This is a genomic window from Mesorhizobium sp. M0862, from assembly GCF_040319795.1.
Lineage (GTDB): Bacteria > Pseudomonadota > Alphaproteobacteria > Rhizobiales > Rhizobiaceae > Mesorhizobium.
The window spans coordinates 82,516-103,990 of record NZ_JAMYOJ010000005.1; the positions used below are offsets into that span (position 1 = coordinate 82,516).

The 21,475-nt window shown below is 62.8% G+C and carries 20 protein-coding genes and 2 tRNA genes; 10 read left to right on the forward strand and 12 right to left on the reverse strand.

Annotated elements, in window-relative coordinates; all coding sequences use genetic code 11:
- Positions 1-5: 5 nt before the first annotated feature.
- From NKI15_RS09360 to NKI15_RS09385, 6 genes are all read right to left on the reverse strand, one after another.
- On the reverse strand, positions 6-2,684 hold the full coding sequence (locus NKI15_RS09360; RefSeq protein WP_031196554.1) for an OmpA family protein: 2,679 nt from the start codon (positions 2,682-2,684) through the stop codon (positions 6-8).
- Positions 2,685-2,691: 7 nt separating this feature from the next.
- Entirely contained in the window at positions 2,692-3,357 is a 666-nt protein-coding gene (locus NKI15_RS09365) for a hypothetical protein (protein ID WP_023670314.1), read from the reverse strand.
- A 196-nt stretch (positions 3,358-3,553) separates the two neighbouring features.
- Positions 3,554-3,955 (reverse strand): GFA family protein, encoded by a 402-nt coding sequence (locus NKI15_RS09370; RefSeq protein WP_023670313.1) that lies wholly within the window; start codon positions 3,953-3,955, stop codon positions 3,554-3,556.
- 20 nt (positions 3,956-3,975) lie between these two features.
- Positions 3,976-5,034 carry a Gfo/Idh/MocA family protein gene (locus NKI15_RS09375; RefSeq protein WP_352514247.1) on the reverse strand — a complete coding sequence of 353 codons (1,059 nt, stop codon included), beginning with the start codon at positions 5,032-5,034 and terminating at the stop codon, positions 3,976-3,978.
- A gap of 103 nt (positions 5,035-5,137) precedes the next feature.
- Entirely contained in the window at positions 5,138-5,923 is a 786-nt protein-coding gene (locus NKI15_RS09380; RefSeq protein WP_023689044.1) for a ThuA domain-containing protein, read from the reverse strand.
- Positions 5,924-6,074: 151 nt separating this feature from the next.
- Positions 6,075-7,637 (reverse strand): DUF2778 domain-containing protein, encoded by a 1,563-nt coding sequence (locus NKI15_RS09385; RefSeq protein WP_502898681.1) that lies wholly within the window; start codon positions 7,635-7,637, stop codon positions 6,075-6,077.
- A 481-nt stretch (positions 7,638-8,118) separates the two neighbouring features.
- Between NKI15_RS09385 and NKI15_RS09390 the strand changes: the two genes are divergently transcribed.
- Both NKI15_RS09390 and NKI15_RS09395 read left to right on the forward strand, forming a co-directional pair.
- Positions 8,119-8,670 (forward strand): cytochrome c, encoded by a 552-nt coding sequence (locus NKI15_RS09390; protein ID WP_031196556.1) that lies wholly within the window; start codon positions 8,119-8,121, stop codon positions 8,668-8,670.
- A gap of 129 nt (positions 8,671-8,799) precedes the next feature.
- A complete protein-coding gene (locus NKI15_RS09395; protein ID WP_023705211.1) occupies positions 8,800-9,222 on the forward strand; it encodes a hypothetical protein in 423 nt (140 codons plus the stop codon).
- A gap of 611 nt (positions 9,223-9,833) precedes the next feature.
- Here NKI15_RS09395 and NKI15_RS09400 read toward each other — a convergent pair.
- Both NKI15_RS09400 and NKI15_RS09405 read right to left on the reverse strand, forming a co-directional pair.
- Positions 9,834-10,766, reverse strand: coding sequence for a dimethylarginine dimethylaminohydrolase family protein (locus NKI15_RS09400; RefSeq protein WP_352514245.1), 933 nt, complete (start codon positions 10,764-10,766; stop codon positions 9,834-9,836).
- A gap of 14 nt (positions 10,767-10,780) precedes the next feature.
- Complete coding sequence (locus NKI15_RS09405; RefSeq protein ID WP_031196557.1) at positions 10,781-12,382, reverse strand: zinc-binding metallopeptidase family protein; 1,602 nt, start codon at positions 12,380-12,382, stop codon at positions 10,781-10,783.
- An 83-nt stretch (positions 12,383-12,465) separates the two neighbouring features.
- On the opposite strand from NKI15_RS09405, the gene NKI15_RS09410 reads away from it, so the two are divergent.
- The 6 genes from NKI15_RS09410 (at position 12,466) to NKI15_RS09435 (ending at position 18,138) form a co-directional block, all read left to right on the forward strand.
- On the forward strand, positions 12,466-13,362 hold the full coding sequence (locus NKI15_RS09410; RefSeq protein WP_023705214.1) for a LysR substrate-binding domain-containing protein: 897 nt from the start codon (positions 12,466-12,468) through the stop codon (positions 13,360-13,362).
- A gap of 103 nt (positions 13,363-13,465) precedes the next feature.
- A complete protein-coding gene (locus tag NKI15_RS09415) occupies positions 13,466-14,605 on the forward strand; it encodes an ABC transporter ATP-binding protein (RefSeq protein WP_352886043.1) in 1,140 nt (379 codons plus the stop codon).
- Positions 14,606-14,639: 34 nt separating this feature from the next.
- Positions 14,640-15,755: an ABC transporter substrate-binding protein gene (locus NKI15_RS09420; protein WP_352886045.1), complete on the forward strand. Its 1,116-nt coding sequence runs from the start codon at positions 14,640-14,642 to the stop codon at positions 15,753-15,755.
- 21 nt (positions 15,756-15,776) lie between these two features.
- Positions 15,777-16,610: an ABC transporter permease gene (locus NKI15_RS09425; RefSeq protein ID WP_352886047.1), complete on the forward strand. Its 834-nt coding sequence runs from the start codon at positions 15,777-15,779 to the stop codon at positions 16,608-16,610.
- On the forward strand, positions 16,610-17,416 hold the full coding sequence (locus NKI15_RS09430; RefSeq protein ID WP_023705217.1) for an ABC transporter permease: 807 nt from the start codon (positions 16,610-16,612) through the stop codon (positions 17,414-17,416). Before NKI15_RS09425 ends, NKI15_RS09430 begins: the two co-directional genes overlap by 1 nt.
- 137 nt (positions 17,417-17,553) lie before the next feature.
- Positions 17,554-18,138, forward strand: coding sequence for a LysE family translocator (locus NKI15_RS09435; RefSeq protein ID WP_280790699.1), 585 nt, complete (start codon positions 17,554-17,556; stop codon positions 18,136-18,138).
- Between the two features lie 45 nt (positions 18,139-18,183).
- On the opposite strand, the gene NKI15_RS09440 is transcribed toward NKI15_RS09435, so the two are convergent.
- Positions 18,184-19,074, reverse strand: coding sequence for an alpha/beta fold hydrolase (locus NKI15_RS09440; RefSeq protein ID WP_023705219.1), 891 nt, complete (start codon positions 19,072-19,074; stop codon positions 18,184-18,186).
- Complete coding sequence (locus tag NKI15_RS09445; protein ID WP_023670297.1) at positions 19,074-19,409, reverse strand: antibiotic biosynthesis monooxygenase family protein; 336 nt, start codon at positions 19,407-19,409, stop codon at positions 19,074-19,076. The genes NKI15_RS09440 and NKI15_RS09445 overlap by 1 nt, the downstream gene beginning before the upstream one ends.
- A gap of 130 nt (positions 19,410-19,539) precedes the next feature.
- On the opposite strand from NKI15_RS09445, the gene NKI15_RS09450 reads away from it, so the two are divergent.
- A tRNA-Cys gene (locus tag NKI15_RS09450) sits at positions 19,540-19,613 on the forward strand.
- A 20-nt stretch (positions 19,614-19,633) separates the two neighbouring features.
- Here NKI15_RS09450 and NKI15_RS09455 read toward each other — a convergent pair.
- A tRNA-Arg gene (locus tag NKI15_RS09455) sits at positions 19,634-19,710 on the reverse strand.
- A gap of 60 nt (positions 19,711-19,770) precedes the next feature.
- Positions 19,771-20,076 (reverse strand): ETC complex I subunit, encoded by a 306-nt coding sequence (locus NKI15_RS09460; protein ID WP_023670294.1) that lies wholly within the window; start codon positions 20,074-20,076, stop codon positions 19,771-19,773.
- 173 nt (positions 20,077-20,249) lie between these two features.
- Here NKI15_RS09460 and NKI15_RS09465 point away from each other — a divergent pair, with 173 nt between their 5' ends.
- A complete protein-coding gene (locus NKI15_RS09465) occupies positions 20,250-21,434 on the forward strand; it encodes a flavin-containing monooxygenase (RefSeq protein WP_023705312.1) in 1,185 nt (394 codons plus the stop codon).
- Positions 21,435-21,475 lie beyond the last annotated feature (41 nt).

Sequence of the window (21,475 nt, forward strand, 5' to 3'; positions counted from 1 at the left end):
CTCCGCTAGTCCAGGTTTACGGTAATCGAAACCCGGCGATTGGTGGAGCTACCGGTTAGACTGTTTTCAGGTACAGCCGGCTCAAAAGTGCCCGCGCCCCGAACCAGCAGCAATTCGGGAGCGACGCCCCGCTTGTTGAGAAGCGCACGAACTGTCTCGGCGCGGGCGGCGCTGATCGACGCGTTGGCCGTCTCACGGCCTGTGGTGTCCGAATGCCCGGTCAACATGAACCGCGCCGTTACGCCGGAATTGCGGGCACTCTGGGCGAATTCCTTTATTTGATCCGCCAACCTGTCGAGAACCGGCGTCTGCTCCGGTCCCGGCACAACCTTGCCGGAAGAGAAGAAAATATCGGTCGTCTGGATGGCCTGCCTCAAATGATTAAGTTCTGCAAGGTTCAGTTCACGCAGCTGCGAGACATCCAGAACCACGCCGTCCGCCGAAAGTTGTTCAGCGGCGGCCCGTGCCCGGTTGATCCAGCCGGCAGGAGCCTCACCCACGGCCACGATGCGACCCTGGATGATCGAGAGCTGAACGGTTTTCGGCGGGGACAGCGCCGCGGTCAGCCGCTTCACCACAAACTTCGGATCAAGGCTCTGATAGAATTGCCACTGTGCATGAACGCGGGCAGGATCAACGTCCGTTCCGGACAGCAGGGCTTGCGGGTCGGCGGCAAGCGGGTCTCTCAAGCCGGAAATGTAGAAATGTCCGCCCCTCGCGCTTTGTTGGGCGACGATGATTCCCGGTTGGGCCTCAAGTCGCGACACATAATACTGCCAGTGCTCCGCCGCGCGCGCTTCGGGGCTCACGTCACGAACCTTGGAGATGTCGAATTCGGGTCCGCCTGCCGAAAGCTGCCGGGCCGCCGCGCGCGCGCGATCGATCCAGGTGTCGGGAGCCTCGCCCTCGGCAACGATGCGATCATCGACAATCGAAAGTCGTACTGTATCCGGCGGATACAGCGACGCCGTCAGCCGCTTCAACACGAACTCCGGCTCAAGACTCTGATAGAATTGCCACTGCGCATGAACCCGGGCGGGATCGACCTCTGTTCCCGACAACAGCGATTGCGGATCGGCGCCAAGCGGGTCTCGCAGGCCGGCGATATAGAATTGGCCGTCGCGTATCTTTTGGTCTGCAACGATGATGCCCGGCTGGGTCTCCAGTCGCGACACATAGGCGTGCCAGCGCTCCGCCTCGCGCACTTGGGGACTTACGTCACGAACCCCCGAGATATCGAAGACCGGCCCGCCTGCCGAAAGCTGCTGGGCCGCCGCGCGCGCCCGGCTGATCCAGGTGTCGGGAGCCTCACCCTCGGCGACGATGCGGCCATCGACAATCGAAAGTCGCACTGAATCCGGCGGAGCCAGCGACGCCGTCAGCCGCTTCAGCACGAACTCCGGCTCAAGGCTCTGATAAAATTGCCATTGCGAATGAACCCCGGCCGGATCGACTCCCGTGCCTGACAACAGCGACTGCGGGTCGACGGCAAGCGGGTCCCTCAGGCCGGCAATATAGAACTGGCCATCGCGTACCTGCTGTTCGGCAACGATGATGCCCGGCTGGGCCTCCACTCGCGACACGTAAGCCTGCCAGCGCGACACGTAAGCCTGCCAGCGCTGCGCTGATTGCCAGGAAAGAAAGTACCAACCGCCTGCCAGACTCAAGAGCAACAGGGCAACGGCTGCCACCAGCCACGGAAATCCGTCGTTTGATTCCTCCTGCTTCAGCTCGACGCAGGTCTGCAACTGCGCCTCTACGCTGGCCAGCTGCGAACCGTCGCCGTCAAACTGCTCTAAGGCCTGGGAGCTTTCCTCATGGATGCGAAGCAACACATCGCGAACGATTTCATGCAATTCCTCCGGCGGATTTCCCCGGATCACCGAAACCAGGGTCGCAAACGGTCCAACTTCCGACCAGAGACGAAGCTCGCCGAAACGGATTGTGTCCAGGCCGCTCTGCTCTTTCTCGTTAAATGAGTCTTTTACAAAATCCTGAATCGCACTGAGCATCGAAGAAATGAGCTGAGGATCTTCGCTCGTTGCATTGTCGGCCGTTACATGCGCTATCAAAAGGCCGGAATTCCGATGAATGAGAAACGCATGTTCCACACGGTATACAAGGGAATGCTTCAGAACAACTGCCGAGAAGCTTGCCCCTGTTCTCCAGGCTTCAAGTCTCCACTTGAGCCCGTGCCAGGTGAATATGTGCCTTAGAGTTTCATTCAGCGACTGAAAGGTCTGGTCGATCTTTTCGCCGATCGACTTGCGAATTGCCGGCAGAAACACCGGGTACAATATGTCCGTCAGCGTGCGCGGGCTCTTCTGGATCGACCGTTGCACAGCCCGTTCGACAGCTGGCGCAAGCGCCTCGCCGAGTTGCGCGTAAGGCGCTCGTCCGGCAGCACTGGGAAGAACGTCGCCCACGGCCGCCGCAAGCTGCTCGGGTTCGTCGAGCAGATGCGTAACGCGTGAAAGCTCCGAGATTTCGCGGCTGACCAGCAACTGCCGCAGCGTTTCCATGCGCGGATCGGCGGTGGGAACCGCCTCGAACTGCGCACGGTAGTCCGGATCAACGTTCCGGGCAATTTCGATCAAAAGACGAGCCAGAGCCTCGCGATCAATCTCTGTATCGTTCGAGGCTGTTCTTTGCGGAAGGTTGAATGGGTCGACGGTGGACGTCAAGGTCCCATCAACTCACTTTCCAGCTGCGGTCCGAGTTGCTCTTGCTCCCGACGGGATCCTGATTGAGACATTTTGCAACCTCGACAAACAGGCCAGCCAAAAGATTTCGGTCGGTCTTGACGTTGCTGAGGTCGGCAAACATCTTCTCGATCAGCATCTGAACGCCTTCATTCTTCTGCTTGATTTCCTCACGCAGCAAATGATCGTTTCGATTTATCCGGTCCGAAACGTCGCGCTCGAGCGCGCTCAACTGATCCGACAACGTGCGCACCTGCTTTTCAAGAGCCTGGTTTTGCTCGCGAAGATTCCGGTCGATCTCCTTGTCGGCATCGGCTCGTGAATCTTTTTCGCTCCGCAATTGCCCTGCAAGCGAATCGATCTGCTTCTTTGCATTCGACTCGTACATTTCGAGATTGCGCTTGGCCTCGGACTCGACATCCTTGAAGCGCTGCAACACCCGTTCTTCAAGCTTGGAAAAACGGCGGTCATAGTCCTGCATCTGGTTGCCGAACAGCAGGTCACGGATCTTGTCGACACCGACGGCGTCGCCGGCGGTTCCGTTTTCGCGGGCCTGAACTCCCATGAAGTTCAGCCCGTTTCCTTCTGTGTTACCTATCAGATTTACGTCCGCCTTCTTTTCTGAAGAAGCGGAATTCGAAGATTCCTTAGCCATCCATATACCCCCATTGAACACATGCCGTCAGGTAAGCATGTCAGCAATCGGGCCGCAAGCCGGATTCGTCTTGACTTATGCCTATTCATGGGGCAGCCGAGCGCGATGGCTAACGGCCCGGCAATGGCAATCAGGGGCGATGCCCTCTTGAAGGCGCGGAGCGTGCGGACGGTTCCGGGTATCCAAAAAGCGGCCTTCAGTCGAACGTCGCCAGCGGCTCGGCGTTGATCTCGACCCACTCACAGCGACGGCTTTCGTGGTAAAAAGACTGGAAGGGCGGCGGGAACGACGGGTCGGCGAAGGCGCCGACGGGAATGGCGATCACACCGGGCTGCGTGTCGATGCGATAGTGGACGGCGGCGCCGCACTCCGGGCAGAAATTGTAGATGACGCGGCCGCCCTCGTCGCCGGTGCGCGTGAACTGCTTCGCCCGCCCCTCGATCGATACATCAGCTTGCGCAAACCGGACATTGTAGCTGAAGGCGCTGCCGGTGCGGCGCTTGCAGTCGAGGCAATGACAGACCGAGATGCGCACCGGCTCGCCCGAACAGACGGCTGAAAGCTGGCCGCAGAGACATTGCGCGCGGCGCGTGACCATTGTTTCTTCCTCCCTTCACATCACTGCGTATCGGCGCTGGCCCTCAGTTCCGTCCGCTTCTGTTCCGAAACCATGGCTAGATCCAGCACCTTCTGCAGTTCGGCGGCATGGTGGAATGAAGGCTCGGCCTGCACGCCGCTGCGAACCGCATCGACGAAGCGCTGGTAATTGGTCGGCACCGTGCCGGCGTCGAGCACCTGCCATTTGGCGTTCTCGATATCCTCGCCGACACACGCCTTCAGTTCCGAACCCTCGAGATTGTGCACGACTTCGATGCCGCCCTTGTCGCCATAGATGCGCAGGCGCAATTCGTTGATGTGGCCGGTCGCCCAGCGGCTGGCGTGAACGACGCCAAAGGCGCTGTTGGAGAAATCCAGCGTCATGGCGAAGCTGTCATTGGCGTCGAGGTCGTATTCGCCGATGCGGTTGCCTGGCGCCTTGTCGAAGGTGCGCAGCCGGCAAAACACGTGGTCGATGTCGAGTGCGGCCCCATAGCTGGCGAAATCGAGGATGTGGATGCCGACATCGCCGAGCACGCCGTTGGAGCCGTGGTCACGCGACAGCCGCCACAGCCATTTCGGGTCGGTGCGCCAGTCGCCCCAGAATTTCGACACCAGCCAGCTCTGCAGATAGGAGGACTCGACGTGGCGGACGGTGCCGATCTCGCCGGCCAGCACCATCTGTCGCGCCTTCTGCAAGGCAGCGACATTGCGATAGGTGAGGTTGACCATGTTGACGATGCCGGCGGCCTCAGCCGCTTTGGCCATCTCGCTTGCCTTGCCGAAGTCTTCGGCCAGCGGCTTTTCGCACAGTACCGGCTTGCCGGCCGCGATCAGCGCCATGGTGGTCGGGTGGTGAATGCGGTCGGGCGTGACGTTGGCGACCGCATCGAACTCGCCCCACGCCAGCGCGTCTTCCAGCGATGTGAATCGCTTCGGTATCTTGAACCCGTCGGCGAATTCGCCCACGCGCTTTTCATCGACGTCGACAGCACCGACGATCTCGACGCCGTCGATGCCGCCGAAACGGCGGGCATGCTCCTGCGCCATCCAGCCGGTACCCAGTATCAAAAGCCGCATTCTCTGCACTCCGAGCGAATTGGTTCGATTCAATCATATGGCGCAGATACGGTCTAGGAAACCCATGCGGAAAGCCGCTACGCCTTTTTTCCTGGATTTTGCTTTAGCGGAAGCCGGCCTCGCCCGAAGCGTGCAGCTTGCCGCCGCGCTCGACGATCGGCTCCAGCGCCTTTTCGACCGGCACGTTCGGCGCCTCAAGGATCGCCGACTTGGTGCCCTGCGGATTGTGCGCCCACTTAACCGCATTGCGCAGCACCTTGTGCACATTGGCGTCGTGATAGGTCGGATAGGTCTCGTGGCCCGGGCGGAAGTAGAAGACATTGCCGGCGCCGCGGCGATAGGTCAGCCCAGAACGGAACACCTCGCCGCCCTGGAACCAGGAGATGAAGACGGTCTCCAGCGGTTCGGGCACGGCGAACTGCTCGCCATACATTTCTTCATTCTCGAGCTCGAAATATTCGCCGACGCCTTCGGCGATCGGATGGCTGGGACTGGTCGCCCAGAGCCGCTCGCGCTCACCCGCCTCGCGCCATTTCAGCGTGCAGGGCGTGCCCATCAGCCGCTTGAAGATTTTCGAGAAATGGCCGGAATGGAGAACGATCAGCCCCATGCCTTCAAAGACCCGGCGGGCGACGCGCTCGACGATCTCGTCGGCAACGGCGCCATGGTCCTTGTGGCCCCACCAGACCAGCACGTCGGTCTCGGCCAAGCGCGCCTCGGGCAGGCCATGCTCGGGCTGTTCGAGCGTGGCGGTCGAGGCGGAGATCGCCTCGTCGGCATTCAGCGCCTTGGCGATGGTCGTGTGCATGCCCTCGGGATAGAGGGCTGCGACCACCTCATTGGTCCGCTCATGGATGTTCTCGCCCCAAACGACAGCGCGTATTGTCATGATGTCCTCGTGGTGAAGCCGACCCGCAGCGGTCACTCATAGTCTGCCTTGGGGTCAAAGGGGAATAGGCAGTGGGGAATAGGCAATAGGGGCAGAAAAACAAGGAACAGGCGATGGACGCTCCTGGGCCCTATGCCTACTGCCTACTGCCTTACGCTCCCCGGCCTTCCTGAGCGACCCGCGTCAGCGGCTTGGTCAGGCGCGGCACGACGACGAGGCGCTTGATCTTGCCCTTCTTGTAGGCGGCAAGGAAGCGGGCGTAGTCCTTGAAGACGACGCAGCCATTGGATTCCGCACGGCCGCCGCGCAGCATGTAGGTGTGGGCGAGCAGGCCGTCGCGGCCGTATTTATTGCCGCCGCTGACGGGAGTGAGACGGAGCGCCTCGACGCCATGGAAGCGGGATTCGCGCAGTCGCAGATCATAGGTGTTGGGCGGCGTCGGGCCGACATTCTTCTTGTGCACGAAGCGCGGCTGGTCGACCATTGAACCCAGCCCCGAATGGGCCTCCAGCCGCGAGCCGTCCGGCATATAGACGGTCTTGGCCGAGATATCGTAGACGGCGACGCCGCCGCCCATTCCGGGCGTGGCGAACAGATCCTTGAAGGCGCGACCGACACCGCCCGCCGGGACGTCCGGCTTGGCATAGGCCAGCATCTCGCCGGCCTGTGTCTTCGACCGTTTGCCAGGCTTGATCCGGCTTGATTGGATGCTCTGGCTGTCTGGCACGCCAGGCAGTGCGGCGACCTCCGAAGTACTGCGTGGCGAGCGCGGCGACGAATTGCCCGGCGACTGGGGTGCGGGGCTCTCGGGCGTCCTGTCGGTCTGTGGCTTGGCTGCCCTGGGCTTGCTGGCTTGCCGAGCCTCGGCAGGCTGAGCGGTTTCGGCGCGTGGACGCCAACCGGGCAACGCAATGTTGTCGGGCAGATCGTCCTGCGGCGGCAGCGAAGCGACCTGAACCTCGGCCTGCTCAGGATCCTGCCCTCCGGCGATTGATTCAACGGCCGGCGGCGGGGCCAGCATGTCAGCGTCTTCCGGCAAGCTGTTGGCCAGCGCCAGCGCCAGGCGCGATGAGCGTTCGATCTCAGCCACTTCCGGCCCAAAGCGTTCCGAGGCCGGGCCATGCTGATCGGGCAGCCGGACTTCGGCGAAACGGGCAGCGACCGGAAGGCTGGCAAGCATGAAGGGCGCATTCGAGGCCTTGGCGAAGGCGGCAGCCAGCTTTTGCGGCGACAGCTCTGCCTTGGCCACCACGCCGTCGAAGCGCATGCCGCGCGAAGTGGCGAGAGCGACGCTGGTGTTTGGCGCAATGTTTGAGGCGACACTGCTCGGGGCCACAGCGTGCGTGGCCGGCTTCAGCCGCGCCATCTTGCCGTCATTCGCGAAGTTCGCGGCGGCATGCGCGCAGCCGGCGTCGCATTGGCTGAGCAGCGAGGCCTGTGATTTTTGCGCCGAAAGCCGCGGCGCCCACGAATTGGCGAGGCTGCGGCGCGAATCGGCAAGTGCTGCGTTCGGCAGAAGCAGACTGTGCGGAAGGCTGTTGGAGGCTGCGGTGAGGGAGGTACCGAGCGAATAGAGGCCGGCCATGGTTGCCACCGACCACAGCGCCAAGGCCGCGCCGACAACCGGCACCACCACCCAGCGCTGGCCGGATCTCTTCGAAGTCAAACCCCGTTCAGGAGTATCGCCCCGGTCTTTCAAACGCAAAAACGCCATACAACCACTCTCAATCGGCATGCAGGCTTGCGACCCTCGCATCCGTGACATCCACAGTTCGCTGGTGCCCCCTGCACCTTTCGCGTCTGTTGCCGATTGAATCAAAAGATGGACAAAGTTGGTTAACCAATCCCTCCATCAGCCACCGATTATGCGGCGCCTGATACGAAAAAAAGAGCACTCCATGGTCTGCGCCACGGTAGAATGCTCTCCCTCACCCCCGCCTTGCTGCCCGTTTTTGCGATCCAAGTCAAGGAACGCTGCGTCAGCTTGCTGCAAGCCTGTGCTGATTGCCCGCTGATCGGCCTTCTCAATCAGTTGACCTTCCGGTGGCTGGAAGGTCTATCTGCTCAGAGACGGAGACCTCCGGCGACGGAAATTTACCGATGAGAACCGGCATCACGACCGAAGAATCCGACTGCAGGTCGAACCCCTGCTGCGGCTGGCTGAGCACGGATGGATGGGGCAAGGACATCGCGCCGTGAGATGGACTGTGAAAGCGGCGCTGCTGTGGCTGGTCTGTGCCCTTACGATGGGCGCCTCCGTCGGCAGCGGACCGATCGTCACGGCCCGCCAGGCGTCGATGAAGGAGATGGCGGCGGCTGCGAAAACCATTGCCGGCATGTTCGACCGCAGGCAAGCCTATGACGCGGCAGCCTTCAAGGCGGCAGCGGACACGCTGCGCGCGCGCACCGGCCCTGCCCTGATTGCCGAATTTCCGAGCGGCTCGCTTGGACCGCCTTCGCAGGCCAGGCTGGAGATCGATCAGTCACGGGCCGAATTCGAGGCCCTGGCAAATCATATCGGAACGCTGGCCGACGCTCTGGCCGCCAAGGCCGAAAGCGCGCCGGCCGTCATCACCGATGACATGCGCATGGGCACCGGCCTGGCGATGGGCGGCGGCAGCCTGCTCGGCAAGCGGCCGAGCGCCGTTGAAGTCGATCCTACCAAACTGCCGGCGGAGCATATCCTGCATCTCATCCTGCAGGATTGCTCGACCTGTCATTCGAAATTCCGGCAAAAGGTACAGTGAAGCGACATTATCCGGCGGAGCATTTCTTGCTGGCCTGCGCCACAGTCACTTTGCATACAAGTAAATTCGTTTGTGCTAATATATCGCCGGTCGTGCATATCCATGCATGACGAGCATCGGGAGGATGCAATGAAAACCATGAATCGCAGGTCTGCAATTGCCCTCGGTCTGACGACCGCCGCGGTAGCGCCTTTGTTCACCTTGGCGGCATCGGCAAAAATCAAGAAATACGGCCCGAAAGAGGGCAAGGAGATTGCGCCCGGTGTCAGGGTGGTGGAGGTCGGCACCGGCAATGCAGACATTCCCGCCTACAAGAGCATCGCAATCATCGACGTTGTGTTTCAGCCCGGAGCACATGCTCCTCAAACCGTGATGGACAACGACATGGTGTGCACCATTACCTCAGGTGCATTCACGATCAAGAAAGCGGACAAGGAATTCAAGCTCAAGACGGGTGATATGTACACCTGCTCCAAGGGCAAGACCGATGAAGCGACGAATACAAGCAAGGAGGTCGGCGTGCATCGCATCGCCATATTGATACCCGCATAGCAGATGGAATTCCGGCCGGACCACGCCGTCGCGAGTCCGGCCGGCCAGACGAGGCGATCTCGTTCCGTCGTCAGCGCGGCCATCTCACGCCACACTCCCTGATCGCCGGGCGGGCGGGAACGGCGCGGATGCGGTCTTCGGCGCTATGGCTTTGTTGGGCATTATCTTTTGGGGAAGCTGGCTTGGTTTTAAAACCATCGGCTAGGTCGAATGGCTGATCAATCAGCGCATCCACGTGGCCATACGGAGATCGAAACCCGCAGGAGTTTTGCCGGCCACCAGGCGGTGTTCGAGGCGATCGAGCGCCACGAGCCGGAGCAGCCGGCCAGGCGATGCGCGCCGGCGGGCTGCCTTCAATCATACAGCGCGATCCGGTCGTCGGTAACCAGGACGACCGAATTTCGGCCTTCAGCGGCTGGTTGCGCTCAGGGGGCGGGCTTCGACGGGTTTGAAGCGACCAGCGATCCGAGTTTGCCGGCTTTGGCCAGACTCGGCTTTTCGTAAGTTTTCTTCACAGAATCCCTCCTCTAATGGCATCAATTTCCTCTGCCAGGCCTGTTTTGTCAAATCTGGCAGCAGTCCGTCACAGGTCCCGGCGGCAATTCGTGCCGTTACGCCGGCTCGCGCTTCAGCGCCTGCGCCATGCAGTGAATGCCGCCGCCGGTCTTGGAAATCTCGCTCATGTCGACGGCAGCAACCTCGAAGCCGCGCGCTTTGAGTTGGCCGATCAGCGACTGGCTCGACGTCGGCGCGATCACCCTGTCCTTGCCGAGCGACATGAAGTTGCAGCCGAGCGCCATCGTGTCCTGGAAGGGCACGTCGATGATCTCGTGGCCCTTGCCCTTCAGCCAGTCGACAATGCCGGGCTCGGTGCAGGCGAGGCACACCGCGGTGAGCTTTTCAGCGATCGGCACCACCATCAGGTCGATATGGACATAGTATTCGTCGATGAAGGCGAGGCGCGTTTCCCAGCCTTCCTTTTCGAACCAGTCCTGCACCTGGCGGGCGCCCTCTTCCTGCGTGCGGGCGCCGCCGCAGCCGATCAGCACCACGCCCTCCTCGATGACGTTGAAGTCGCCGCCTTCGAAGGTGCCAGCCGTGACCATGTCGTAGATGGGGATGCCGAGCTTTTCATAGGTGCGGATGGCGGCATAGTTCTCGCCGCGCCGCCACCAATTGGCCATGGCGGTGATGAAGGCGCCGTAGGGCGTCATGACGCTGGAGTCTCTGGAATAAACCTGCATCGGCAGCTCCGGCGTCGGCTCGTGCCAGTGGATGTTGACGCCGAAATGTTCATAGGCGGCGACGAGGTCCTTGTGCTGCGCCTGCGCGATCTGGACGTTGCAGGGCGCCTCGCGCAGATGCTTGCGCGACAGCGAACTGGTCGAGAGGTGGCGCAGGAAATTCGGCGAGCCGACCAGAACGTCGGTCAAGACGTCGGTCTCGTTGGCGAAACCCCATGATGTCAGCGGCTTGGTGCCGCCGGCGGGGTTGCGGCGTTGCAGCGAGAACGGCTCGGCGACGATGCGGTCATGGACGGTCATAAGGTTCTCCTCGATTATGCAGCTTGATTGGGTTGGCTGCTCGGAATCCACCAATCGCGCCCCCGCGCGGTGGTGACATATTCCGGCCAGCGGAAATTGATCGGCGGGTCATAGTCGCAAAGCGGCGCGATCCAGTTGGAGCCACCAATGCCGCCGCCGGTGCGGGTGACGAATTCGTCCATGGCTGCATCACGCGCGGACTTGTCCTCGAGCAGGCGGAGGGCTGCAAGCGCAACCGTCTTGGCGGCGCAAATGACCATCGGGTCAATGGTGGCCGAGATACCGCCCAGCGCGTTCATCGCCCAGGATGGATAGGCATGGCCATTCGCCGAGCGCAGCGCCGGGCGAGCGACATAGAAGCGTGCGGTCGGCGTGTGCCACGACATGTCGGTGTAGTCGTCGGAGGTCGAGTTGATCTGCGACGGAGGCAAATCGCGGCGCAGGATTGCCTCGGCCTCTTGCGGCGCAACCAGCCGCTCCATCTCGTCGATGAAAGGGTTGTCGGTCGCGGTGCCGCCGGCATTGACCTGGACCTCGCGACCGATCGCTTTCGCCGCCTCGTCCCAGCTCGGAGCGCCAACGGTGGACAGCGCCTCATAGGCAATCCCCGCCATGGCGTGATTGGCGAGGCCCGGCCTCGACTTCGACACCCAATGGCGCTCATAGCGACAACCGCTGATCGCCGCGGCCGCGGCCGCATTACGGTCGAGCACCGCGGTGACCTGCTCTGCCATGGCAATGGTCGGCACGCGGATCATGTACTGGATCTCGGCCAGCCCCGCCGGCAGATTGTCGGCGGTCGCCTGCCCGGCGGTGAGGATCGCCTCGCTGATCGACCAGCCGCCCTGGTGAGGCAGCATGGAATCGCGCAGCGCCTTGGAGGTCATGTACATCGTCATCAGCGCGTCATTGGCGCCGGGCGCCCGCACCGCCGAATGCGCCTGCGGGATCGGCGCGCCATCGCTTGCGCGAACCCAGTTTTCGGGTTCGTCGCAGACAAAACGGTAGATCATCGCATAGGCGGCGCCGCAATGCGTGTCCCAGCGCGCCGTGTTGCAGAGCGGCAGCATATAGAAGGGGTGGAAGGAGATCATGCCGGCAAGGCCGTCATAGTAGCCCTTGGCCGCATGGATCGGCTTCGAGCCCCTGACCTTCTCGGCCGGCTCGCCGGTGAAGCGCAGCGTCCCCTTGATGCCGTGGCGTTGCATTGCCGCCTTGGTGGCGAGAAGTCCGCCGAGGCCGGCAATGCCAAGCCCGGAATGCGGATCGGTGTGGCCGCCGGCCTCGCTGCCGAGGCCCGGCCGCGATCGCTTCACCGTTGCCGCGTCCTGGCAGTTGCCAGGCACGGCGTCGTATTCGCCGTACATGCCGATGGTCGGCCCCGGGCCATTCGTCCAGTGGGCGCAAAAGGCGGTCGGCATGCCGGCCGACCCTTCCTCGACCGAAAAGCCCTCATGCTTCAGCCGCGCGACATACCAGGCCGCCGACTGGTATTCGCGCCAGGCTGTTTCGCCGAAATCGAAAATGGTGCGCGTCCACGCCGACAGCGACGGCTGGATGCTATCGAGACAGGCAAGCGCGGTGGCTTGCGCCGAGGTCGTCACCGGTTTCTCCATGCGGCCCAAGAAAGCAGTGAAGCGGCATTGCAAAAAGTGATATGTTTTTCCGGTTCATGCAAATTCGGTTCACCTGAGGCCTCTTGCGAATACCTTCCACACAGGCGCTGCGCGCCCTCGACAGTTTTGCCCGTCACGGCAGTGTCTGGCGCGCAGCCGATGAACTGCATTTGACCCGCAGCGCCGTCAGCCATCAGTTGCGGCTGCTCGAACGCGACCTCGGCTTCGACCTGCTGGAGCGCATCGGCAAGGGCGTGGCGCTGACACCGCGCGGCCAGCGCTATGCCGCCGATGTGAGAAAGGCGCTGACGGTGCTCGGCGATGCGGTGACGCGCCAGGCCGGCACGGGCGTCGGCGGTTCGTTCGCCGTTTCCTGCACGCCGGGCTTCGCCTCTCTGTTTTTATGCACGCACATCGGCGAGTTCCGGCAGATGTATCCGGACGTGGCGCTGTCGATCCTGACGCCGCGGCGGCTGGACGATGTCAGCAATCCAGACGCCGATGCCTTCATTGCCTTTGGCGTCGGCAACTGGCCGAACCGCTCGGTGGAGTTGCTGTGCGAAATCTCGTTCACGCCACTTTGCAGCCCGACACTGCTCAACAAGGTCGGCGGCTTTTCAAAACCGGCCGACGTGCTGCGCGCCAATCTCCTGCATCTCGGCGACACCGAGGACTGGGCGCGCTGGCTGGCGCTGTCCAAGGTGGAAAACCCCGACACCGAAAGCGGTATCTTCTTCTCGGACATGAACCTCGTCTTCTCCGCGGCGATCGCCGGACAAGGCATCGCAATGGGCGACGAACTGACCAGCCGCCGCGCGCTCAGCGAAGGCCGTCTGGTGCGCCCCTTCGATATCGCGATCCCCTCGCCGCGCTCGTATTTCCTGGTGTCGGAACATGCCAAGGCCAGCCACCCGGTGCTGGAAGCGTTCAATGGGTGGTTGAGGTCGAAGCTGTCGGAGAACCGGATCAGCCCGTACTAGCCTCCCATCCGTGAATCAAATTTGCCGATCAGGCGAAAACTATTCGGTTGCGGTGAGCCGGGGCCCTGCCCTACGCTCAAGCCACGACCAAGGAAGAGGCAGGATGCAGCAACCCGGCCGGGCCGCAGAGATCAAGGCAATCGGGATCGGCAAGAGCTTCGGCTCGTTCCGGGCGCTGGACGACCTGACGCTCAATATCGGCCGTGGCGAGTTTTTGACGCTGCTCGGCCCCTCCGGCTCGGGCAAGACCACCTTCCTGATGATCCTGGCAGGCTTCGTGCAACCGACCGCCGGCAAGCTTTTCAGCGACGGTTTCGACATCACCGATCGGCCGGCAGAGCAGCGCGCCGCCGGCATGGTGTTCCAAGGCTATGCGCTGTTTCCGCATATGTCGGTCGAGGCCAACATCGCCTTCCCGCTCAAGGTGCGCAAGAAATCGGCTTCCGAGATCAAGCGCCGCGTTGCCGAGATGATCGAGCGCGTCGGCCTCAAGGGCCATGAGACGAAACTGCCGGCGCAGCTTTCCGGCGGCCAGCAGCAGCGCGTGGCGTTGGCCCGCGCTTTGGTGTTCGAACCCGGCGTGCTGCTCCTCGACGAGCCGTTCTCGGCGCTCGACAAGAGCCTGCGCGGCCAGATGCAGGCCGAGATGAAGCGGCTGCATCAGGAGACCGGCACCACCTTCGTCTTCGTCACCCACGACCAGAGCGAGGCGCTGGCGCTGTCGTCGCGCGTCGCCATCTTCAACCATGGCAAATTGCTGCAGGTCGGTGCACCGGACGAGGTGTATGACCGGCCGGCCAACCGCTTCGTCGCCGAGTTCCTGGGCGAGATCAACATGCTGCCGTTGAAGGGGGTCAAGCCCGCCGACAATGGCTCGACGGGCCTCTGCGAGGAGCGCGCGGTCAACATGCTCTGCAAGGCCGAGAAAGTCCGTGGCGATGCGATCCTGGCGATCCGGCCCGAGCATATGTCGATCGCGCGCGAAGCCGCCGCCGGCGAGAATGGCATCGCCGCCACCGCCATCGGCTCGACCTATCTGGGTGCGGCGACCAAACTCGATCTGACGACGCGCCAGGGCGCCAAGGTGACCGTCTCGGTGCCGAACGAGGTCGCGGCGGCGGCGCTGAGCAAAGGCAATTCCGTCTGGCTGACCTGGCCGGCGGAAAAGGGTTTCCTCCTTCCGGACGAGGATGACGACGAGAACGGCGAAGTCTTCCAGCAAAGAATCTGGAGCGCGCCATAACCACCGGAACCAATAACGAAAAAGGGGAACTAAAATGACAGACCAAAGCAAAAAACAAGCCATGGACGCGCTATCCGCCCGGGCTGTGCGCGGCGAGATTTCGCGCCGGCAATTCACCCAGCTTGCAGCCTTCGTGCTGGCCGGCACGCCGATGCTGCTGCGCTCGACCGGCGCGTTTGCGCAGGCCAAGGAACTGGTGCTGGTCAACTGGGGTGGCGATGCCCTCACCGCTTATGACGCCGCCTATGGCCAGGCCTTCACCAAGGAGACCGGCATCGCCGTCAAGATGGACGGTTCGGGCCCGACCGAAGGCGCGATTGCCGCACAGTTCAAGAGCGGCGCGCCGACCTGGGATCTCGTCGATGTCGACCCGTTCTCGGCCATCACGCTCGGCGCCCAGGGTGCGCTCGAGCCGATCGACTACGCCGTCGTCGACAAGAAGAAGATGCGAGAAGGCTTCGGCTGGGAATACGCGGCCTCGACCTATTTCTTCTCCTACGTCATCGCCTATGACTCGGAGAAATACGGCAAGGACGCGCCGACCGGCATGGCCGACTTCTTCGACGTGAAGAAGTTTCCGGGCAAGCGCTCGCTCTACAAATGGGGCGTGTCGAGCTGGGAAGCAGCGCTGCTTGCAGACGGCATCGCGCCGGCCTCGCTCTACCCGCTCGACCTGAAGCGAGCGCATGACAAGATCGCCGCTTTCAAGGAAAACGTCGTGGCTTACTGGGGCGGCGGCGCCGAGAGCCAGAGCGTGCTGCTCAACGGCGAAGCCTCGATGGCGATCGTGTGGTCGACCCGCGCCTCGCTGGTCGAGCAGGACTCGGGCGGCAAGATCAAGTTCATCTGGGATCAGGGCCTGATTTCGCCCGGCGCGCTGGCCGTGCTCAAGGGCAACCCCGGCGGCAAGGACGCAGCGATGAAGTTCATCGCCAGCGCCCAGGATCCGCAAAAGCAACTGGTGATGTTCGACAAGCTCGGACAGGGTCCGGCCAATCCGGCCGCCGATGCGCTGATCCCCGCCGACAAGAAGCGCATCAACCCGGTCGATCCCGAAAACATGAAGAAGCAGATCGCGCTCGACATGGACTGGTACGCCAAGAATTACGGGGCAGCACTCGACGAATACACCAAGATCATCTCGGCCTGACCAGGCCGGGCACGAGCTTCGATGAGAGGCACCCTCTCCGACAGGATGGGCGCGGCGGTGCTGATGGCGCCGCTGCTCCTGTTCCTTGTGCTGGCCTACGCCTGGCCGTTCCTCGGCGTCGTCAAGTGGAGCGTCACCTTGCCGACACCGGGGCTCGGCCAGTATGGCGCGCTCGCCACCGATGCTCTGGTGCAGTCTGTGTTCATCCGCACGCTGCGCATCGCGCTGATCGTCACCGTGGTTTCCGTGGCGGCGGCATACGCCATCACCATGGTGTGGGTGCGCGGCAGCCCGGCACAGCGCATAATCGCTGAATTCTGCATTCTCGTCCCCTTCTGGATCTCGGTGCTTACCCGCGCCTTCGGCTGGGTGGCGCTTTTCTCCAACCGCGGCCTGATCAACACCTGGCTGCAATCGATCGGCTTCATCTCCGAGCCGCTGGCGCTGGTGCGCAACGAGTTCGGCGTCATCGTCGGCATGACGCATTTCCTCATTCCCTTCGCGGTGTTCCCGCTGGCCTCCGCCATGCGCAGCCTCGACGAGCGCGTGCTGCTCGCGGCGCGCGGGCTCGGCTCCAGCCGTATGCGCACCTTCTGGACCGTGTTCGTGCCGATGACGCGCTCCGGCATCATCGGTTCGGCGATGATCGTGTTCGTCTTCTCGCTCGGCTTCTTCGTCACGCCGGCGATCCTCGGCGGCGGCCGCAGCGTGATGATCGCCGAGCTGATCTACCTCAGGATATTCCAAAGCCCCGACTGGGGACTGGGTGCGGCGATCAGCGTCGTGCTGGTGCTGTTCGTCGGCGCGCTCATGGCGCTGCTGTTCCGCTATGTCAGACCGAAGCAACTGATCTGATGCCGACCTATCGCCCCGGTCCCGTCTCCCTGATCCTCGCCGTGCTAGTGGCGCTGTTCCTGCTGCTGCCGCTGTTGGCGGTCATCCCGGTGTCGCTGACGCCAAGCCGCATGCTGGCTATGCCGACGGGCGAACTGTCGCTGCGCCACTACCGCGCACTGATCGAGGATCCGCGCTGGCTCGACGCCGTCCTGCTGTCGATCCGCATCGGCATCGTCAGCAGCGTCATCTCCACCGTGCTGGCGCTGTGCTTCAGCCTTGGCGCCTGGATGTTCCAGCCGCGATTTACCGCCGCCCTTGTCGGCTTCGTGCTGTTGCCGATGGTGGTGCCGCCGGTGGTCTCGGCGATCACGCTCTACTTCCTGCTGACGTCGATCTCGGGCATGAGTTCGTTCTTCGGCTACGACACCTGGCTCGGCGTCGCCATGGCGCATTCGGTGATGACGGTGCCTTTCGCCACGGTGCTGATCCTGGTCTCGCTCAGCCAGCTCGACCGCCGCATCGACCTTGCCGCGCGCGGCCTTGGCGCCGGCGTGTGGGAACGCGCCACGCGCATCATCATGCCCAACATCAAGTTCGGCATCGTCACCGCCGCGCTGCTGTCCTTCGTGCTGTCCTGGGAAGAGATAGGCGTCACCCTGTTCATCACCTCGGTCAACGCCATCACGCTGCCGCGGCTGATGTGGATGGGCCTGCGCGACAACATCGACCCGGCGATCGCCGCGCTCTCGGTGATCCTGATCATCATCACCGTGCTGGTGCTGGCGGTGCGGACTGTGGTGGTGAAGATGCGCGGCGGGCACTGAGCCAAGGTGGCCAACAACAATCGGCGATAGCCAAGCCGCTGTGTGAAGGGCGTTACGGACGGTGAGCGCCGGGTACATTACGCGGCGTCATGGGAAACCTGCCGCTGGTGACATTTGCCTTCGTGTCGGTGCTCGGAATGGCGGTTCCGGGACCGGACGTCGTGCTCGCCATCACCAACGGCTCCCGCTACGGTTTTCGACGCGCGTTTCTCGGCATGGCCGGCGTCGTACTGTCTGATTTCGTTCTTATCAGCATCGTCGCGCTGGGCTTCGGCGCTCTTCTGCTGGCTTCGGAATTCTATCTCTCGGCTCTCAGGATGTTCGGCGCGGGCTATCTGCTTTTCGTCGCCATCGGTACCCTGCGCACCGCGTCCCGACCTTCGTTCAACCCTAACCTTCCCGAAACACGCCATTCAGCCAAGGCACTCATTGGGCGCTGCTTCCTGGTGGCGGTCACAAATCCGGCGGCCTGGCTGCTTTTCCCCGCGATCCTGCCGCATTTTGTCCGCGTGGATGAGCCGATCGCGATCCAGTATGGCATCCTGGCCATTATCGCCGCGCTTGCCGATGTGTTTGTGCTGACGTTTTACGCAGCCCTTGGCGCGCGGGCTGCAAGGCTTCTGGCTGGGCCAAACGCCGTGTGGATCGACCGGTTGTACGGTATCGCCCTGCTTGGTCTTTCGAGCACTTTGATCCTGCAATCCCTCGGGCATCTGAGATAGTCGACACAGGACTACACAGGGCCGGATTTAGCAATCGGCCCGTAGTCAGCTTGCGAAGAATCTCGACAGCCTTGCAGCCGTGTCTTCGGGGTGCTCTTCCGGGAAGAAATGCCCACCCTTGACCGAGCCGCCTCCGACGTTATCAGCCCATTGCCGCCAGATCGCCAACGGGCCACCTTCCTCCGCATACCAGTTTTCCAACCCGCCCTCGCCGCTCCAGAGCGCAAGCAGCGGGCATCTGATGCGACGGCCGTCAGCCTGGTCCTGCGCGTCGTGCTCGCGGTCGATGCCTGCGGCGGCGCGATATTCCTCGCAGATGGCGTGGGCATGGGCGGGATCACGCAGCGCCTCGATATAGGCGGCCCTGACCTCAGCGGGAAAAGCATCTGGAGCCGAGCCCCAGCCGGCGATCGCATTGTCGACAACTGCGTCGGGTGCTGCGGACAACAGGCGCTCAGGCAGCGGTTCCGGCTGGGCGAGCAGGCTCCACGGCCAGAAGGCCAGCGCCAACCTGGCATCGACCCGATCCCAGGCGGAGGCCGTGGGGACGATGTCGAGAACGGCGACCTTCGATACGATTTCACGGTGGTCGAGCGCCATGCGGTAGGCGACGCGGCCGCCACGGTCGTGGCCGGCAACCATGAAACGGTCGAAACCGAGAACGTCCATAACCTGCACCATGTCGCGCGCCATCGCTCGTTTGGAATAGGCGGCATGATTGGCTCCGGAAGCCGGACAGCCGCTTTGTCCGTAGCCTCTCAGATCGGCGGCAACCACGCTGAAGTGCGGCGCCAATGCCACGGCGATGTCCCGCCACATAACATGCGTTTCGGGAAAGCCATGCAGGAGCAGCAGCGGCGGCCCTGAGCCACCGGCCCTGACGAAGATCGATGTCTTCTTCATTTGAACGGTCCTGGCGTCAAAGCCCGCAAACATCAGCTGCCGCCTACCATTCCGTGGCTGGAAAGGATGCGCAACACCTGGACACCCTTCGGCAATTCGATCAGGAACTCCTTGTCGCGGTCGAGATGGTGGATGCTTTGCGGATCGCCGCCGGTAAAGGCGGCCATTGCTTCGACGCTCTCCCAATAGGAGATGGTGATGAATTCCGAATGCGTCGGCGTGTCCTCGCGAAAAGTCTGCACGCCAAGCGCTTTCTCGATCAGCGGCTTGATACCAGCCTCGTAATTGTAGCGCTCATAGGCGTCGGCCCTGTCGGGCGAGGTCCTGCCGCGCCAGATGCGCGCAATGGTCGGGGTTTTCGGTGCCATCTGCGACAAACGCCTGAACGCGAGCCGCGTTCCGAACATCTCGACTGGTGGCAGCCGGATCGCGGTCCGAACCTGCTAGCAGAGGCCGGCCAAGTTGACTAGCTGTCGCGGTCAATGCACAAGGAGCCATGGTCTGAGGGCGGGACGGTGACGCATCGGTCTGCAAAACCGACGTAGTGGGTTCAATTCCCACTCAGGCCTCCACACTATCTCTTTGAAGTTGTTGGCGATCCCGACAGGATTCGAACCTGTGACCATCGGCTTAGAAGGCCGGTGCTCTATCCAGCTGAGCTACGGGACCGCTGGCCGGCATTTGATATCTTGGCCGGCTGATGTCTATGTGCCAGGCGCTGACCGCCGGTCAATGCGTCCAGGGTATCCTGCGGTCATAGCGGAAATTTTCCGCATAGGAAATCTGCCGGCGCTTGGTCTCTTTCGGCTCCTCGACACGGAAGGCCAGCCCCTGCTTTTCGGCATAGGCCACCGCTTCTTCCCTGGTGTCGAAGGTCAGCCTGATCTGGCTCAGCATGTCGCCCGATGTGGTGTAGCCCATCAGCGGGTCGATCTTCTTGCGCTGGGCGGGATCGAATTCCAGCACCCAATGGCCGGTTTTGGCCTTGCCGGACTGCATCGCGGTTTTGGCTGGGCTGAAAATACGCGCGGACATGGGCACCTCGTAGCTGCGTTGGCGGTAGCGCCGCCTTATTTCAGTCAATACTGTGCAACACTGCCGACGGCAAGGCCGAAGCGGCCTGCAACCAGGCCGCTTCGGCAGCGGCATCGACTGGATACACTGGCGTAGCATCAAAAGTCATGGTCATGATGGCGACACAAAGAGGCATGGACGCAGGGATTTTGCACGCCGAGGCCGACAGCCAAGCGATTTTCGACGGCGCGATCGTGATCGGCGCCGGGGCAGCCGGCTTGACCGCAGCCCATGCGCTGCTCAAGACCGGCGTGCCTGTGATGGTGTTGGAAAAGGAAGCCCGGCTGGCCGAGCCATGGCACGGGCGGCACGAGCGACTGCATCTCAACACGCATCGCGACCTTTCGGCGCTGCCGGGCGTTTCCTTTCCTGCCGGCACCCCTGCCTTTCCGCACCGAAACACCATCATCGGCCATTTGAACGAATTCCACGCCATGCACCGGCTGCCGGTCGAGTTCGGCATCGCGGTCGAGGAGATTGGCTTCGAGGGCGACCACTGGCTTGTGCGGACCAGTGCCGGGCCGCGGCAGGCGCGCCATGTCGTCATCGCCACCGGGCGCGACCGGCAGTCCTTCATTCCGGCCTGGAAAGGCATGAAGGCCTTTGCCGGACGCATCATCCATTCGGCCGCATTCGGCGACGCCAAGGCCTATGCGGGCAAGAAAGTGCTGGTCGTCGGCGCCGGCAATTCCGGCTTCGACGTGCTCAATCACCTGGCGGCAGCCGGCACGGGACAGATCTGGCTGTCGGCGCGCAACGGTCCGGCACTGCTGCCCAAGCGCCTCGGCCAGATCGCCGTCCACCGGTTTTCGCCGATCCTGGCGCGGCTGCCGTTCAAGCTCGCCGATGCGGTGATGGCGGCGACGCAGCGATGGGCCTTCGGCGACCTCACGGCCTACGGCCTGCCGCCGACGCCTTCGGGCGGCGCAAGCCGGCTGGCGTCGGATTATACCGCCATCGCCACCGATGACGGCGCCGTCGATGCCATCAAGGACGGCAGGATCATCGTGCTGCCAACCGTGCGGGAATTTACCGGCGACACGGTCGTTTTCGAGGATGGTGCGACGATCCAGCCCGATATCGTCATCGCCGCGACCGGCTACCGCACCGGGCTCGAGGCCATGCTGGGCAAGCTCGGCGTGCTCGACGAAAAGGGCGTGCCGCTGTTCAACGGCGCCGACAGCGACCCGAAACTGCCGGGCCTGTGGTTCACCGGCATGCGGCCAAGCGTCCGTGGCTGCTTCGCCAATGCCCGCATCCAGGCCAAGGCGATCGCAGCCAGGATTGCGCGGGAGCGCAGACCGCCAAGCCCCGTTTGATGTTTTAGGGGTTGCGCGACAGGGTTCGGAACCTTATACGC